General features: G+C 64.4%; 14 protein-coding genes. 1 reads left to right on the plus strand and 13 read right to left on the minus strand.

Translation table 11 applies throughout. The features are described from left to right. The 8 genes from BSY16_RS18565 to BSY16_RS18600 form a co-directional block, all read right to left on the minus strand. Positions 1 to 318: a Dabb family protein gene (locus BSY16_RS18565; protein ID WP_069061043.1), complete on the minus strand. Its 318-nt coding sequence runs from the start codon at positions 316 to 318 to the stop codon at positions 1 to 3. An 8-nt stretch (positions 319 to 326) separates the two neighbouring features. After that, positions 327 to 1,982: a GMC family oxidoreductase gene (locus tag BSY16_RS18570; protein WP_069061044.1), complete on the minus strand. Its 1,656-nt coding sequence runs from the start codon at positions 1,980 to 1,982 to the stop codon at positions 327 to 329. A gap of 40 nt (positions 1,983 to 2,022) precedes the next feature. Further along, positions 2,023 to 2,802, minus strand: a complete 780-nt coding sequence (locus BSY16_RS18575; RefSeq protein WP_069061045.1) for a 3-ketoacyl-ACP reductase — start codon at positions 2,800 to 2,802, stop codon at positions 2,023 to 2,025. Continuing rightward, positions 2,799 to 4,307, minus strand: coding sequence for an FAD-dependent oxidoreductase (locus BSY16_RS18580; protein WP_069061046.1), 1,509 nt, complete (start codon positions 4,305 to 4,307; stop codon positions 2,799 to 2,801). Before BSY16_RS18580 ends, BSY16_RS18575 begins: the two co-directional genes overlap by 4 nt. 7 nt (positions 4,308 to 4,314) lie before the next feature. After that, positions 4,315 to 5,430, minus strand: coding sequence for an ABC transporter ATP-binding protein (locus BSY16_RS18585; RefSeq protein ID WP_069061621.1), 1,116 nt, complete (start codon positions 5,428 to 5,430; stop codon positions 4,315 to 4,317). A 5-nt stretch (positions 5,431 to 5,435) separates the two neighbouring features. Further along, positions 5,436 to 6,317, minus strand: a complete 882-nt coding sequence (locus tag BSY16_RS18590) for a carbohydrate ABC transporter permease (RefSeq protein WP_069061047.1) — start codon at positions 6,315 to 6,317, stop codon at positions 5,436 to 5,438. After that, positions 6,314 to 7,195 carry a carbohydrate ABC transporter permease gene (locus tag BSY16_RS18595; protein ID WP_069061048.1) on the minus strand — a complete coding sequence of 294 codons (882 nt, stop codon included), beginning with the start codon at positions 7,193 to 7,195 and terminating at the stop codon, positions 6,314 to 6,316. The genes BSY16_RS18590 and BSY16_RS18595 overlap by 4 nt, the downstream gene beginning before the upstream one ends. Before the next feature lie 154 nt (positions 7,196 to 7,349). Further along, entirely contained in the window at positions 7,350 to 8,600 is a 1,251-nt protein-coding gene (locus tag BSY16_RS18600) for an ABC transporter substrate-binding protein (protein WP_069061049.1), read from the minus strand. A gap of 341 nt (positions 8,601 to 8,941) precedes the next feature. On the opposite strand from BSY16_RS18600, the gene BSY16_RS18605 reads away from it, so the two are divergent. Further along, positions 8,942 to 9,985 carry a LacI family transcriptional regulator gene (locus tag BSY16_RS18605; protein ID WP_502696013.1) on the plus strand — a complete coding sequence of 348 codons (1,044 nt, stop codon included), beginning with the start codon at positions 8,942 to 8,944 and terminating at the stop codon, positions 9,983 to 9,985. A gap of 47 nt (positions 9,986 to 10,032) precedes the next feature. Here BSY16_RS18605 and BSY16_RS18610 read toward each other — a convergent pair whose 3' ends face one another. Genes BSY16_RS18610 through BSY16_RS18630 form a run of 5 tightly spaced genes read right to left on the minus strand, consistent with a single transcriptional unit; the run spans position 10,033 to position 15,974 of the window. Beyond that, positions 10,033 to 11,538, minus strand: a complete 1,506-nt coding sequence (locus BSY16_RS18610; RefSeq protein ID WP_069061051.1) for an aldehyde dehydrogenase family protein — start codon at positions 11,536 to 11,538, stop codon at positions 10,033 to 10,035. Next, complete coding sequence (locus tag BSY16_RS18615) at positions 11,538 to 12,317, minus strand: enoyl-CoA hydratase/isomerase family protein (protein WP_069061052.1); 780 nt, start codon at positions 12,315 to 12,317, stop codon at positions 11,538 to 11,540. Before BSY16_RS18615 ends, BSY16_RS18610 begins: the two co-directional genes overlap by 1 nt. Continuing rightward, a complete protein-coding gene (locus BSY16_RS18620; RefSeq protein ID WP_069061053.1) occupies positions 12,310 to 13,923 on the minus strand; it encodes an acyl CoA:acetate/3-ketoacid CoA transferase in 1,614 nt (537 codons plus the stop codon). The genes BSY16_RS18615 and BSY16_RS18620 overlap by 8 nt, the downstream gene beginning before the upstream one ends. 6 nt (positions 13,924 to 13,929) lie before the next feature. Continuing rightward, on the minus strand, positions 13,930 to 14,931 hold the full coding sequence (locus tag BSY16_RS18625) for a Gfo/Idh/MocA family protein (protein WP_069061054.1): 1,002 nt from the start codon (positions 14,929 to 14,931) through the stop codon (positions 13,930 to 13,932). Next, the gene (locus BSY16_RS18630; RefSeq protein ID WP_069061055.1) at positions 14,928 to 15,974 is read right to left on the minus strand and encodes a LacI family DNA-binding transcriptional regulator; all 1,047 of its coding nucleotides are present in this window, start codon (positions 15,972 to 15,974) and stop codon (positions 14,928 to 14,930) included. The genes BSY16_RS18625 and BSY16_RS18630 overlap by 4 nt, the downstream gene beginning before the upstream one ends. Between the last annotated feature and the right edge of the window lie 334 nt (positions 15,975 to 16,308).

A 16,308-nucleotide genomic window follows, 5' to 3' on the forward strand; every position in this document is an offset into this window, starting at 1 on the left:
TCAGTCGTCGGTTTCGAGGTCGTAGACGAGAATGCCCGCGATGCCGCCTTCTGCGGCTGCGACCAGACGCCCACCGGTCTGCTTGTGCTCGGGATCTTCCAGATAGGCGTCGCGGGCAAAACTGTCCGCGAAATCGACGATGAAGCCGTCGCCAAACCCCTTGTCCATGCCCTCTTCCGGGCTGACATTGGTGCCGATATGCACGGCGAGCATGCCCGGGAGACGGCTCTTCAGCGCGTCGATCTCGTTGAACAGTTCGGCCTTGTAGTGGGCGGAAATGGTCGGCTTGAAGTGGATGAAGACACAATGGCGGATCATGGTTGCCCCTATCGGATGTTGGCGCGGGCGCGCGGACGCGCGTCGTTGCGTTCATGTTGGAAGACCTGGGCCGGCAGCGCCGGCAGGCCGCGAATGATGTCGGCGCCCTTTTCGCCCACCATGATGGTCGGCGCATTGGTGTTGGCGGAAGGAACGCGCGGCATGACGGAACTGTCGCAGACGCGTAAACCTTCAAGCCCATGCACCTTCAAATCAAGCCCGACGACCGCATCCGCGCCCGTGCCCATCTTGCAGGTGCCGACCGGATGGTGGTCCGTCTTGGCATTGGCGCAACCATAGTCGAACAGCTCCTCGTCGGTCATCGCCTTCGGTCCCGGCAGGCGCTCGGCCAGGACGAAGGGTTTCAGCGCTGCCTGCTGCAGGATTTCGCGGGCAATCTTCAGGCCCTCGATCGACATTTTGCGATCGTGCGGGTCTTCCCAATAATTCGGGTCGATCAGCGGTGCGGCGGAAGGATCGGCGGAGGAAAGCCGCACCGTGCCCTTCGAGCGTGGATGCAGGTAGGCGGAATTCAGCGTCACGCCGGCATTCTTCAGCTTCTCCACGCCCGCCTCGATGCCGGAACCGAGACCGAGGTGGAACTGGATATCCGGCGAGCGGGCATCCGGATCGGCATACCAGAAGCCGCCCGTCTCGAAGAGCGAGGAGGCGACGGGGCCGGAACGGAACAGCACATATTGCAGGCCGGCCCACAGCGTACGGTGGAGTTTGGCGACGCCGTCATAGGTGTGGTCGCCGGTGCATTCGGAAATCACGAACAGGTCGAGATGGTCCTGCAGGTTGGAGCCGACGCCGGGCAGGTCGTGTTTGACCTCTACGCCGACGGACTTCAGGTGGTCGGCCGGGCCGATGCCGGATTGCTGGAGCAGTTTCGGCGAGCCGATGGCGCCGGACGAGACCAGCACCTCGCGCTCCGCCCGGATGGTCTCGACACCCTTGCCCGTCACCACCTCGACGCCGACGGCGCGAGAACCTTCGAGCACGATGCGGGAAACACGAGCGCCGGTGCGGATCGTCAGGTTCTTACGATCCTTGATCGGTGAGAGATAGGCGAGCGAGGCGGAGGAGCGGCGGCGGTTGCGCTGGGTCAGCTGGTAGAAGCCGACGCCGGCCTGCTGGCGACCGTTGAAATCGTGATTGTAGGGAATGCCGAGTTCCTGGCCGGCGCGGATATAGGCGTCGCAGATCGGCAGCGCCGAAACCGGCATGGAAACGCCGAGTGGCCCGCCATAGGCGTGGTAGTCGTCGGCAAAACGCTGGTTGTCCTCGGCGCGCTTGAAGTAGGGCAGGATTTCCCGGTAGCTCCACCCTTCGCAACCGTCTTCGCTGGCCCAGAGGTCGTAGTCTGCCGCGTTGCCACGGGCGTAGAGCTGGGCATTGATCGAGGACCCGCCGCCGATCACCTTGGCCTGCGTGTAGCGCAGCACGCGGCCTTTCATATGCTTCTGCGGCACGGTCTCCCAGCCCCAGCTCGCCACGCCCTTGGTCATCTTGGCAAACCCCGCCGGCATGTGGAACAGCGGGTTCCAGTCCCCGCCGCCGGCTTCCAGCAGCAGCACGCGCACGGTGGGGTCTTCCGAGAGGCGGCTCGCCAAAACGCAGCCAGCCGGCCCTGCGCCGGTGATGATGTAGTCGTAGGTCATGCCCTGGTCCTCAGAATTTGTGCTTGGGGCGCATGGCGGTTCAAAGCCGGCCGATCGATAGCCCGCCGTCGAGATTGATCACCGAGCCGGTGGCGAAGCCGAACTTGCCGGTGGCAAGCGCGGCGGCCGCGGACCCGATATCGTCCGGTTCGCCCCAGCGCTTCATCGGCACGAGGCCGCCCGCGATCAGCGCGTCGTATTTCGCCGAAACGCCTGATGTCATGTCCGAGCGGATGATGCCGGGACGGATCTCGAAGACGGCGATGCCGGTGTCCGCCAGGCGCAGCGCGAGGCCCTGGCTGAAGGCGGCGAGCCCGGCCTTGGTCATGCAATAGTCGAGCCGTTCCGGCGAGGTGAGGCCTGCCGAGACGGAGGTGATGTTGATGATCGTGCGCGGACCGGCCGCCTGTTTCGAATGCAGCATCGCCTTCAAAACGGCCTGGGTGAAGAACACCGTGCCGCGTAGGTTGGTGGCGACGATCGTGTCGAAATTCTCCGGCGTCAGATCGAGGAAATCGCCGCGGATGACGGAGGCGATGCCGGCATTGTTGACGAGGCAGCCGATGGCGCCGAGCTTGTCTTCGATGGCCGCGACGGTCGCCGCGTGGCCGGAAAGATCGGCAAGGTCGGCCTTCAGGTAGATCGCGCGGCTGCCTGCGGTCGCGAATTCTGCGAGCATGGTGTCGGTTGCCGCATCGCTGTCGCCGATACCGGTGATGGCGATGTCGAAACCTTCTGTCGCAAGCGCCTTGGCAATGCCGAGGCCGATGCCGCGGCGACCGCCGGTGACGATGGCGACGGGGCGTGCTGGTGTCGTCATGCGGCAAGATCCCTCGATTTGATGTGGGTCGCGACGCGCAGCGCCTGGGCGGCAACACTGAGCGCCGGGTTCACCGCGGCCGAGGTCGGCAGATAGGAGGCGTCGACCACGAAGAGGTTCGGATGGTCGTAGGCGCGGCACCAGATATCGAGTGGTGCCGTTGCCGGATCGTTGCCGATGCGCACCGTGCCGCACTGGTGCGACGGCGTGCGCTTGTCGAAGGCGCGGGCGAGCACGATCGGGAAGCCGGCCTTCTTCAGGGCGCCCTTCAGCTTGGTGACGAGGTCGAGATGGGCCTGCCAGTTGGTGCGCGTCCACTTCATGACGATCCGGTCGCGGTCGACCGTGATTCGGCTCTCGGGATGCGGCAGGTCCTCGCTCATCGCGTAGAAATCGATGGTGTGGGCGGCAACCTGTTCCAGCAGCCATTCCGGTACGGAGGGCATGTTGGCCTTCAGGATTTTGCCGGAGACGCGGCCGAGCAGCTGGACATTGCCGAGCGGCGCGCCGCCGTTTCCGTCGGAGAGATAGTAGTCGTTGAAGCCAAAGCTCTTCTGGTAGACGGAGGTGTTCTTGTAGAAGGGCGAGACGCCGATCACGGCGCTCGAATTGTGGTTCATGAAGTTGCGGCCGACCTGGTCGGAGCTGTTGGCGAGGCCTTTCGGGAAGGCCTCCGAGGCCGAGCGGAGCAGGAGCACGGCCGATTGCACGGCGCCGGCCGAAAGGATCACCAGCTTCGGCGAGATGCTCCGGGCTTCATCGCCCTGCATATAATGCACGGTCGAAATGCTGCGGCCATGCGGCGTGGTGGCAAGCCGTGTCACCCGGCAATGGGTGCGCAGTTCGACATTCGGATGCTTGAGAGCCTCGGCGAGCGCCGCACTTTCTGCATCCATCTTGCCGTCATTGCTGTTCGGATGGGCATCCCAGGGCGTCTTCGCCTTGGCCAGCCAGCGGTCGATGTCGATGCCGAGCGGCAGCGAATAGGGATGCAGGCCGTTCGCCTTCATCCTGGCGCGGACCTTCGCGATGGCCTGTTCGTCCGGCACGGGCGGGAAAGGGTAGGGCGCGGAATGGTGCGGCTCGGTCGGGTCTTCGCCGAGCGTACCGCGCACATTGAAGAGTTTTTCGGCGGCGGAATACCACGGCTCCAGCTCTTCATAGGGGAAGGGCCAGGCGGGGGAGACGCCTTCGCGATGCTTCATCTCCTCGAAGTCTTCCCTACGGTAGCGCACCAGCACCGCGCCGTAGAACTTCGAATTGCCGCCGACATTGTAGTAGTTGCCAGGGTTGAAGGCCGTGCCGTCGGCCTCGTACCACATCTCCTTCGGGCGGAAATGGCCACGCTGGAAGATCGCGCGCTGGTCGCGGTTTTCCGGGCGGTCGGGCAGGTGGTCGCCCGCCTCCAGGATGACGATCCTTGCGCCCGTCGGGGCGAGAGCGGCGGCCATGGTGGAGCCGCCGATGCCCGATCCGATGATGACGATGTCCGGCTGCGTGGTCATGATCTACTCAGGCGATGCGAAGCTGGTTTGCGGGGTCGAAGAACACCGCCTTGTCGAGGTTGAAGGCGAGGCGCGCCGTCTGGCCGGGGGCGATGCGTACATCGGCCCGCAGGCGCGCGACGACCTCCTTGCCGCCGAGATGGGTGACGGCGAACGTGTCGGCGCCGGCGGGCTCCACCACTTCGATCAGGCAGTCGCCCTCGCCGATCGTGCGGGCATTGCGGTCCGCGCCATCAGGGTCCGTCAGCGCCTCCGGGCGGATGCCGAAGATCACATCCTTGCCCTTATAGGCGGCAAGTCCGCCGGGCGCGTTCGGTACCGACAGCACCAGCGGTTCGGCCTGGTGGCGGGCGAGCGAGACGGCCATGCCGGTGCCGTTCTGCTCAATCTTCGCCGAAAGCAGGTTCATGGCCGGTGAGCCCATGAAGTCGGCGACGAAGATGTTGGCGGGGTTGTTGTAGATTTCCGCCGGCGAGCCGAACTGCTGCAGCACGCCGTCCTTCAAGACGGCGATCTTGGTGGCGAGCGTCATCGCCTCGATCTGGTCGTGCGTGACGTAGACGATGGTGGTCTTCATGCGCTGGTGCAAGCGCTTGATTTCGGTGCGCATGTCGACGCGCAGCTTGGCGTCGAGGTTCGACAGTGGTTCGTCGAACAGGAAGAGTTTCGGGTCGCGCACCAGCGCCCGGCCCATGGCGACGCGCTGGCGCTGGCCGCCGGAGAGCTGGCCCGGCTTGCGATCGAGTAGATGGCCGATCTGCAGCATGTCGGCGACCTGCTTGATCGCCTTTTCCCGCTCTTCCTTCGGCACGCCGCGGATTTCCATGCCGAAGGCGATGTTTCCGCCGACCGTCATGTTCGGGTAGAGCGCGTAGGACTGGAACACCATGGCGATATCGCGCTTGGAGGGGTGCAGGCCCGCAACCGAGCGGCCGTCGATGGCGATGTCGCCCGAGGTGATCGGCTCCAGGCCGGCGATCGTGTTGAGCAGCGTGGACTTGCCGCAGCCGGAGGGGCCGACGAGCACGAGGAAGCCGCCCTGTTCGATCTCGAGATTGATGTCCTTCAGGATTTCGAGCGATCCGTAGGATTTGCGCAGGTTGCTGATCTTCAGGAAAGACATGGACATTATCCTTTCACGGCGCCGGACATCAGGCCGCGCACGAAATACCGTCCGGAGACGATGTAGACGATGAGGGTGGGGAGTGCGGCGAGGATCGCGCCCGCGAAATGCACGTTGTATTCCTTCACGCCCGTCGAGGACTGGACGAGGTTGTTGAGCGCCACCGTCATCGGCGTCGTACCCGCGCCGGAGAAGGAGGCGCCGAACAGGAAGTCGTTCCAGATGTTGGTGAACTGCCAGATGACGGAGACGACGATGATCGGCCCGGAGGACGGCAGCAGGATGCGGTAGAAGATCTGGAAGAAGCTCGCGCCGTCGATCTGAGCGGCACGCACCAGCTCGGTTGGGAAGTTTTCGTAGTAGTTGCGGAAATAGAGCGTCGTGAAGCCGAGGCCGTAGACAATGTGCACCAGGATCAGGCCCCAGAGCGAACCGGCCAGCCCCAGCATGCCGAGGATGCGCGCCATCGGGATCAGCACGATCTGGAACGGGATGAAGCAGGAGAGCAGCAGCAGGCCGAAGAAGACGTTCGAGCCCCTGAACTGCCACTTGGTCAGCACGTAGCCGTTCAGCGCGCCGATGATGGTGGAGATCGCCACGGCCGGCACGACCATCAGGATCGAGTTGATGAAGAAGGGGCGAAGGCCGGTCGGCTGCACGCCGATCTGCGCCGTCGACCAGGCTTGCAGCCAGGGCTCGATCGTCCAGACCTTCGGCAGGTTCAGCATGCCGCCCTGGCGGATTTCCTCCAGCGGCTTCAGCGAATTCACCAGCATCACGTAGAGCGGCAGCAGGTAGTAGACCGCAAACAGGATGAGGGCGGTGTAGATCAGCGCACGCGTCAGCTTGTTGTGCGAGATCACGTTGTCGGGGTTTTGAGCGCTCATCGGCCTTTGCCTCCGCGGATTTCGGAATAGAGGTAGGGGATGATGATCGAGAAGATCATGACCAGCATGATGATGGCCGACGAGGCGCCGATGCCCATCTGGTTGCGGGTAAACGTGTAGGAATACATGAAGGTCGCCGGCAGTTCGGTCGCCTGGCCGGGGCCGCCGCCTGTCAGCGCCACGACAAGGTCGTAGGCCTTGATGGCGAGGTGGGCGAGCACGACGAAGGCGGACAGGAAGACCGGGCGCATCAGCGGAATGATGATGCGGCGGTAGATCGTCGAGGTCGAGGCGCCGTCGATCTGGGCCGCCTTGATGATCTCGTTGTCGACGCCGCGGAGCCCTGCGAGGAACATCGCCATGACGAAGCCGGAGGATTGCCAGACGGCGGCGATCACCACGCAGTAGATCGCGTAGTTTCGGTCCTTGATCCAGTTGAAGGAGAAGCTCTCCCAACCCCACAGGTGCATGGTGTTTTCAAGCCCGATGCCGGGGTCAAGGAACCACTTCCAGGCGGTGCCCGTCACGATGAAGGAGAGCGCCATCGGGTAGAGGTAGATCGGCCGGAGAATGCCTTCGGCGCGGATCTTCTGGTCGAGCAGGATGGCGAGCCCGAGCCCCAGCACCGAGCAGATGACGATGTAGAGCGAGGCGAAGATCGCGAGATTCGAGATCGCCCGCCACCAGTGCGGCAGCGCCCAGAGCTTGGAATAGTTGCTGAGGCCCACGAAATTGTAGGAGGGCAGCATCTTGCTGTCCGTCAGCGACAGGAAGCCCGTATAGGCGATGAAGCCGTAGACGAAGACGAGCACGATGAGGAAACTGGGTGCCAGCACGAGCTTCGGCAGAAGCTCCTGCAGCCGGCTTCGGCTATCCATGGTCGGTACCACCGTTGAAATCGGGTTACAGGGCGGCTCGTGGCCCCCTCATCCGGCTGCCGCCACCTTCTCCCCGTCGGGGAGAAGGGCTTTGCCGCGACGTTCAAGTTCCCTCTCCCCAGCGGGGAGAGGGTAGGGTGAGGGGGCTAGCCCCTTACTTCGCGGCCTCGACGGCGGCCTTGAGTTCCGTCACGGCTTCCTCGGAGGAAAGCTCGCCGTTGAACTGGCGGGTCACGACGTCATAGATCGCGTTCTTGACCGAGGCCGGATTGGCGTGGCCGTGTGCCATGGAGCCGAACAGCGAGCCGTTGGTGTTGGCTTCTGCGAGGTCCTTGATGGCCTTCTTGCCGCAATCGTCGAAGGCTTCGTCCGAGACGTCGGTGCGGGCAGGGGCAGAGCCCTTGACCACGTTGAAGGCCGACTGGAAGGCCGGGCTTTCGATAGCGGTCGCCATTTCGAGCTGCGACGGGATCTTGGCGTCGGCAACCTTGAACATCGCGAACTGGTCGGAGTTGAAGGTGACCGAACCCTGCGTGCCCGGGAAGCGCATGCAGACGAAGTCCGTGCCCGGCTTCTTGCCGGCCTTGATGAATTCGCCCTTCGCCCAGTCGCCCATGAACTGCACGCCGGCCTTGCCTTCGATGACCATGGCGGAAGCGAGGTTCCAGTCACGGCCCGAGAAGTTGTCGTCCACGTAGGAGCGCAGCTTCGTCATGCGGTCGAAGGCTTCCTTCATCTGGGCGCCGCCCAGCGTGTCCGGATCGAGGTCGATGAACGCCTTCTTGTAGAAGTCGTTGCCGAAGGACAGCACGACCGCGTCGAAGATCGTCGCGTCCTGCCACGGCTGGCCACCATGGGCGACCGGCGTGATGCCCTGTTCCTTGAACTTGTCGAGGAGAGCAACAAGCTCGTCCCAGTTCGCCGGCTCCTTGCCGCCTGCCTTGTCGAGGGCTGCCTTGTTGACCCAGACCCAGTTCGTGGAGTGCACGTTGACCGGGGCTGCGATCCAGTGGCCGTCATACTTCGAGAACTGCTGGAGCGCGGTCGGGATGACCTTGTCCCAGCCTTCCTTGGCGGCGATGTCGTCGAGATTGCCGAGTGCGCCTTCCTTGGCCCAGTCGAGAATATCGAAGCCGAGCATCTGCACCGCGGTCGGCGCATTGCCGGCCGTGACGCGGGCGCGCAGCACCGTCATGGCTTCCGTGCCGCCGCCGCCGGCAACCGGCATGTCGGTCCAGGAAATGCCCTTGGCTTCCAGATCCTTCTTCAGAACGTCGAGAGCGGCGGCTTCGCCACCCGAGGTCCACCAGTGCAGAACCTCGACGCCTTCGGCTGCCTTGGCGGACATGCCGCCCATCGTCATCATCACCGCGGCGATTGCGGTGGTTGTTAGAAACTTGCGCATCGTATTCCTCCCGTTTGCAAGTTCGAGGGCGAGAGCCTCCTCCCGCCGATTTCCCCGAGGCCCTTGAAGGCGTCGGAATTTCGTTTGCGGCTCAAAGTGCCGCGCCAATTTAAAACGTTGTAAATTTGCGGAGTCAAGCCACCCGAGGCGTCGGCCGCGACTGCTTTCGCAAATGCGGTAAATTCGGGCAGTTCAGGCGATTGGCGCAAATTCGGGCGCTTGCTGCGCTGCACGGAAAACGTTTTAAATTCTGTGCGGTGCAAGATTGCTAGAGGCGTAGCGCGTCGGTATGGTGCCGCCGATCGACGCCCGCCATCCAAAGAAACGCACCCGTGTCCCGCATCGAAAAGCCCGCCGACAGTGAACCCGCCCGCAGCCCGTCCCGAGCCGGCAAGCCGACGCTGAAGACGATTGCCGAAATGACGGGCCTGGCGATCACCACGGTCTCCCGTGCGCTCGGCAATGCGCCGCAGATTTCCGAAAACACCCGCCGGCGCGTGCATGAGGTCGCCGCCGAGATCGGCTACCTGCCCGACCGCGCCGCCCAGCGCCTCAAGACCGGCCGCACCAATGTCATTTCCGTGCTGCTCGATCCGCACGAGGAAATTCTGGGCTTCGGCACGTCCATCATGCATGGCCTGGCGCGCGCGCTCCAGACGACGCCCTACCATCTCATCGTCACGCCGAATTTTCTCGACGGCAGCAATGTCGATGCCGTCAACTACATCATCCGCAACGGCATGGCCGACGGCCTGATCTTTTCGCGCACCGAACCCTTCGATCCGCGCGTGCGGCTGCTGCTCGAAAACGGCTTTCCCTTCGTCACGCACGGCCGCACGGAATTTTCCACCCCGCACGCCTTCGTCGACTACGACAATTACGCCTTCGCCTACGAGGCCACCAGGCGCCTGATCGTCAAGGGCCGGCGCAAGGTCACGATCATCCGGCCGCCGAAGCGCCTGACCTTCCACCAGCACATGCTGCACGGTTTCATGACCGCGGTGCGCGAGGCCGGTATCGCCTACGAAATTCCCGACACGCTCGATCTCGACAGTCCGGCCGACATGATCCGCGACTATGTGCGCCGCCGCAGCGGTGAGCCTGATCCGCCGGACGGTTTCGCCTGTCCCGGGGAAGTCTCGGCACTTGCCACCATCACCGGCATGAGCGACCAGGGTTTTACCCTCGGCACGGAATACGACATCGTCGCCAAGCAGACCTCGCTGCTGCTCAGCCAGATCCAGCCCAAGGTCGAGACGATCTACGAGGACCTCAAGGCGGCCGGAGAGGCCATGGGGCAGCTGCTCTTGCAGCGCATCGCCGGCGAGCCCGTCGAGGACCTCACGATCCTGCAAAGCCCGCAGTTCGGCTTCCCGACGCCCTGAGCGGGCGGCAAAGCCGATCCCATCCATGATTGTCGGGAAGGGTTTTGTCATCGCGGCATCCACCAGCCGGTACGCGCGCCCATATGCATGTTGAGCGTCTTGGTCTCGGTGTAGTCCTCCACCGCATGGCGACCGAGTTCGCGGCCGAGTCCGGACTGTCGGTAGCCACCGAAGGGCAGTTCGGACGCGCCGTCCATGAAAGTGTTCATCCAGACCGTGCCGGCGCGCACCTTGCGGCCGACCGTCAGGCAGGTGTCGAAGTCGCGGCTCCACACACCGGCCGACAGGCCGTAGTCGATGGCGTTGGCGATGCGGATCGCCTCTTCCGTCGTCTCGAAGGTCAGCACCGACAGCACCGGACCGAAGACTTCCTCGCGGGCGACCGTCATCTCGGGCAACACGCCGGAGAGGATGGTCGGTGCCATGAACTGGCCGAGGCCGAGATCGAGTGCGCCGCCGCCGAGTGCGACCGAAGCGCCGGCCCTGGTGGCGCCCTCAACATAGGAGCCGATCTTTTCGAGGTGCTGCGGCGTGATGATCGCGCCGACCTGGGTCGTCGGATCGAGCGGATCGCCGACCTTCACTTGTCTCGCAAGTTCGGCGATGCGGGCGGTCACGTCCGCCGCAATCGACGTGTGCAGGATCAGTCGCGAGCCGGCATTGCAGCATTCGCCCGCGTTGAAATAGGCGCCGAAGACGGCGGCGTCGATGAATTCGTCGAGGTTGGCATCGGGGAAGATGATCTGCGGGTTCTTGCCGCCGAGTTCCAGCGAGACCTTCTTCAGCGTCTGCGCGGCATTGGCCATCGTCAGGCGGCCGACGCCGGTGGATCCGGTAAACGAGATCATGTCCACGTCGGGATGTGTGGTCATCGGTGCGCCGACTTCAGGGCCGGTGCCGGTGAGGATGTTGACGACACCGGCGGGCACGCCCGCTTCGATGAGGATTTCGCCGAGCACCAGCGTCGAGCCGGAGGTGAGCTCCGAAGGCTTGACGACCGTCGTGCAGCCGGCGGCGAGCGCGAAGGGCAGCTTCTGGCTGACGATCAGGAAGGGGAAGTTCCACGGCGTGATGATGGAGACGACGCCGATTGCCTCGCGCAGCACGACGCCGAGCGTGCCTTCGCCGAGCGTGTTGTAGCTTTCGCCGTGCAGGTCACGGGCAAGGGCTGCGGCATAGCGCCAGATATCGGCAGCACCGCCGAGTTCGCCCTTGGCCTGGCTGATCGGCTTGCCGCTCTCGATGCAGTCGAGGAAGGCCAGTTCATCGGCGCGGGCGGCGATGAGGTCGGCGGCCTTCAGCAGGATGTTCGAGCGCTCTGCGCCCGTCATGGTCGGCCATGGACCGTCGTCGAAGGCCTTGCGGGCGGCTGCGATGGCGCGTTCGGCATCGGCCTTGGTGCCGGCCGGATAGCGGCTGACCACGATGCCGTGGCCCGGTGCCACGCGTTCGAGCACGGGGCCTGCGCCTTCCGTCCAGACGCCGTCGATCAGCATGCGGAAATCGCGTGCCTTGAAGTTTTCCAGCGCTTTCGGCTTCACATGCGCGGTCATTACCATTCTCCCTTGAACTCTGCGGGGCGCTTACCCGTGAAGGCGGCGACGCCTTCCTTCAGGTCCCCGGTCTTGGCGACGAGGATCGAGCCCAGGGCCTCCACCGCCGCACCATTGTCTTCGCCGTTTGCTACGGCGATCATCAGTTTCGAGACTTCCGTCGCCGCAGGCCCACGGGCCGCGATGCGCGCGACATAGGCCTTTGCAGCCTCGACGGCCGTTCCCGTTTCCACAACCTGGTCGACGATGCCGAGCGTCTGCGCCTCCACGGCGGTCAGCACCTCGCCGCCGAGCAGCATGCGCCGCACGGTCTGCGCGCCAAAGCGTTTCACCAGCCGCTGGGTGCCGGACCAGCCCGGAACCATGCCGAGGCCGGCTTCCGGCAGGCCGATCTTCACCTGCGTTTCGGCGATGCGAATGTCGGCGGCAGCCGCCAGTTCCAGCCCGCCACCGAGCGCGTGGCCGTTGACGGCGGCGATCAGCGGCATGCGCAACGTCGCCAGCCGTTCGAACACCCGGTGGCCGAAGCGCACCCAGGCATGGCCGAATTCATTGGCTTCCATGCCGGCCCAGGCGCGGATATCGCCGCCCGCCGAAAAGGCCTTGCCTTCGCCGGTCAGGATCGCGACGCGCACGGCGGCATTCGCCTCGACCGCGTCGCAGGCAGCGGAAAGCTCCTTCAGCATGTCGATGTCGAAGGCGTTCGCCTTTTCCGGCCGCGCGACGGTGATCGTCGCGACGTAGCCTTCAATGGAGATGCGGATGCGCGGTTCAGCCATGGTGTGCTCCTGCTAGCTGGCGCGGAGCCTTCTGCGGCAGCGTCAGGCCGATCGGCGCATCGGTGAACAGCGCGGCATCCATGACCTTCAGGTCCGGCGAAACGATGAGGTCGAATTCCGACTGGTCGAGGATGTGCGCCTGAAGATCGACGCCCGGTGCGATCTCGGTGAGCACGATACCCTCCGGCGTCAGCTTGAGCACGCAGCGCTCGGTGACATAGGTGATGTCCTGCCCCTGCGCCACGCCGCGCGGGCCGGAGAAGGTGACGTGCTCGACAGCGTTGACCAGCTTCTTGAGCTTGCCTTCCTTCTCGATCACCAGCTTGCCGCCCTCGACGGCAAGCTTGGCGCCGGCATTGAACATGCCGGAGAAGACGATCTTCTTCGCCCGTGCCGTGATGTCGACGAAGCCGCCGGCGCCTGCCGTCACATGCGGCCGGAACGAGAGCTTCGACACATTGACCGAGCCGTCCTTGCCGATTTCCAGGAAGGAAAGCAGCGAGGCATCGAAGCCCGCGCCCTGGAAATAGGTGAACTGGTAGGGCGAGGGCATGAAGGCATCGGCATTCGACGCGCAGCCGAAGGCGAAGTCGAGCAGCGGCACGCCGCCGACCGCACCCTGTTCGATCACCCAGGTGACGGTGCCGTGCAGGCCCTCTTCGAGAAGGATGCGCGGCACGTTGGCGGAAATGCCGAAGCCGAGATTGACGGCGCTGCCGGCCTGCAGTTCCTGCGCCACGCGGCGGGCGATGACCTTCTGGATGTTGAATTCCGGCACGCGGAATGTGTCGAGCGGCCGGAAGATCTCGCCTGATATCGCGGGATCGTACAGCGTCTGCGTCGTCTGCTTCTGGTCGGGATCGACCACGACGTAGTCGACCAGCATGCCGGGCACGCGCACGTCGTGCGGCTTCAGCGAGCCTTCCTTCACGATGCGCTTGACCTGCGCAATGACGATACCGCCATTGTTGCGGGCGGCGAGCGCCTGGTCGAGGCCGCCGAGATAGGCGCCTTCGTGTTCGTAGGTCAGGTTGCCGCGTTCGTCTGCCGTCGTGGCGCGAATGATCGCCACCTGCGGTGCGATCGCCTTGAAATACAGCCATTCCTCACCGGCGAAGGTGATTTTTTCGACGACCGGGGTCTTTGCCGCCGAAGCATTCATAGCGCAGCCTTCGCGGCTCGGATCGACGAAGGTTTCGAGGCCGACCTTGGTGATCACGCCCGGGCGCTTGGCGGCGGCCTCGCGGTGCATGTCGAAGAGAATGCCGGACGGGACGTTGTAGGCGGCGACCTCGTCGCTGCCGATCATCTGCCAGATCAGCGGCGGTTCGGACGAGGAGGGGCCGGATGGATAGGAGCCGCCGATGATCGTCTTCAGCAGGCCTTTTTTCGCGATGTAATCCACGCCCTTGATGCCGCTCATGTCGCCGGCGGCGATCGGATGCAGCGTGGTGAGGTTCTGCGGATGACCGGTCTCGTCGAAGCGCTCGCCGATCGCCTTCAATGTCAGGTCCGGGCAACCGAGGCCGGAGGAGGAGGAGACCGAAACGACGGCGCCGTCCGGGATCAGGTCTGCGGCCTGGCGTGGCGTGATATGCTTGCTCATGGTCTTTTAGAGTCCAGGTTCGATGCTGACCGTGCGGCCCGTGCGGGCCGCCTCGACGACCGCCAGCCCGGTGGCCAGCGACCAGACGCCGTCCTCGCCCGTGGCGGAGGGCTGTCCCTTGCCGGCAATGGCCGCATGAAAGGCGGCAAGTGCCGTTTCGTAGAGGTTGCGGTGATCGAGCGGCAGCTCCTGCTCGCCATTCGCATCGCGCAGCGTCACGGTGCCGGCGGCGCGCTGGCTCATGACGTTGCGGCCGATCAGCGAACCGTCCGTGCCGTGCACTTCCAGGCCGGTTTCGGCGTATTTGGTGGTGAAACCATCGTGGAACTGCGCGATCACGCCGTTCTCGAAGCGCAGCACGCCCATCACAGCATCTTCCAGCCCGGCCTTGCCCATGCCACCGGCCTGCGAAAAGGCGATCGCTTCCACCGGATTGGCGTCCAGCACGAAGCGCAGCGTGTCGGCGTCGTGCACGGTGATGTCGAGGATCACGCCGCCGCCGGCTTCCGGCTTGTCGAGGCGCCAGCCCTGCAGGTGCGGCGGCAGGTAGACGGCATGGAAAACACGGGCCGACAGTGGCTTGCCGATGCGGCCGGCCTTGATCGCCGCGCGCATGGCGCCGTGCGTCGCCGCATTGCGCAGGTGGTGGTTGGTCGCCATGACGACGCCGGCATCCTTTGCCGCCTTGACCATGCCGCGGGCGTCCTCAAGCGACATTGCAAGCGGCTTTTCGCAGAGAATATGCTTTCCCGCCTTGGCTGCCGCCAGCGCCTGGTCGCGGTGCAACTCGTTGGTCGTCGAAATATAGACGGCGTCGATGTCGGGGTCGTTCACCAGGTCGGCGAGCGTGGTGACCGATTTCGCAATGCCCTGTGCATCCGCATAGGCCCTGCCGCGCTCGGCATTCGTGCTCATCACGGAGACGATTTCGCCGCCCGTCGCGCGGATCGCGCCGATCACCCATTCCTTGGCGATTGTGCTCGCCCCGATCAAACCCCATCGTGTCATGCCGAAATCCTCCTCGTCTTGTCGTTCAATCCGGCGCCGCAGCTCTGGCGCACGACGAGGCGCACGGAACTGACGATCGCCTCGGGCTCTACCCGGCCTGCATTGATCTGTTTCAAAAGCAGGTGCGCCGCACGCCGGCCCATGCCCTGCGGATCGACGGAAACCGTCGTCAGCGCGGGTACTGCGGTTTCGGCCTCGATCACGTCGTCGAAGCCGACCACGCCGAAATCGCGGCCGGGTTCCTTGCCGGCGGCCCGCAGGCCATCACAGACGCCGAAGGCGGCCGCGTCGTTGAAGCAGAGGGCCGCGGTCGGCGGTTCGGGCAGCAGCAAGGCGCGCTCTATGGCCGCGACACCGCCGGCGCGCGATGCCGTCGTGGCGATGACGAGGGAATTCTGAGCCTCAAGCCCACCCTCCGCCAGCGCCTCGCGCCAGCCCTGGACACGCTCGGTAAACACCGTGGTGTTCGAGATGCCGCCGAGGAAGGCGATGCGGCGATGGCCGAGCGCGATGAGGTGGCGCACGGCATCCTTCGCGCCGGCATAATTGTCGGAAAACAGCGTCGAGACCTTGGCGCCGACCACGTTGCGCACCACGGCGACGACCGGAATGCCGCTTGCCACCAGCGGCTTCAGGTCGGCGGCTTCCGTGCCGCGGGCAGGCGAGAAGATAAGGCCGGCAATGCCGTGCTCGCGCATGGAGGCGATGACCTCGCGCTGGCGGTCGACGCTTTCGGCGGAGTTCGACAGGAACTGGACATAGCCGGCAGACTGCATGACCATGTCCATGCCGACGGCAAGTTCCGCGAAGAAGGAGTTGGTGAGGTCGTTGACGATGATGCCGATGATGCGCGAGGAGGCGGATTGACGCAGGTTCGCAGCACCGCGATTATAGACATAGCCGAGTTCGCGAATGGTGGCGTTCACCTTGGCGCGGGTCACCTCGTTCACCAGCGGGCTCGCCTGCAGGACGAGCGACACCGTCGACTTCGACACGCCGGCAGCGCGCGCAATATCGATGACGGTCACCCGGCCTTTGTTCACGATCAGTCCTCCCTGTGCGAGCTGCAATGTGCTCGCTTGTTGGATGTAGTTAATTGGATCGTTCCAAATTTGTCAAGTGCGTTTGATGAAGATTGAAGGCATATGTCGGCCCGGTCTTCTGGCCAGGCCGCTTTCTCTCCGCCTGTCCTGGTGAGCTTCTTTTGGCCAATCCAAACCCAGGCATAGCCTGATTTGAGGTTGGTGCGCCGAGATGGGCAGGGCGGAGGAGGGGTGGTGGCAGTTTCCTGCCCTGTCATTGCATCAGGGACGGCCTGCCACCAATCAGAGTACTTCAAAAAATCGCACTTGAAATTTGGAACGATCTAAATTATTG

Origin of the sequence: Sinorhizobium sp. RAC02 (genome assembly GCF_001713395.1) — a bacterium.
Classification (GTDB): domain Bacteria; phylum Pseudomonadota; class Alphaproteobacteria; order Rhizobiales; family Rhizobiaceae; genus Shinella.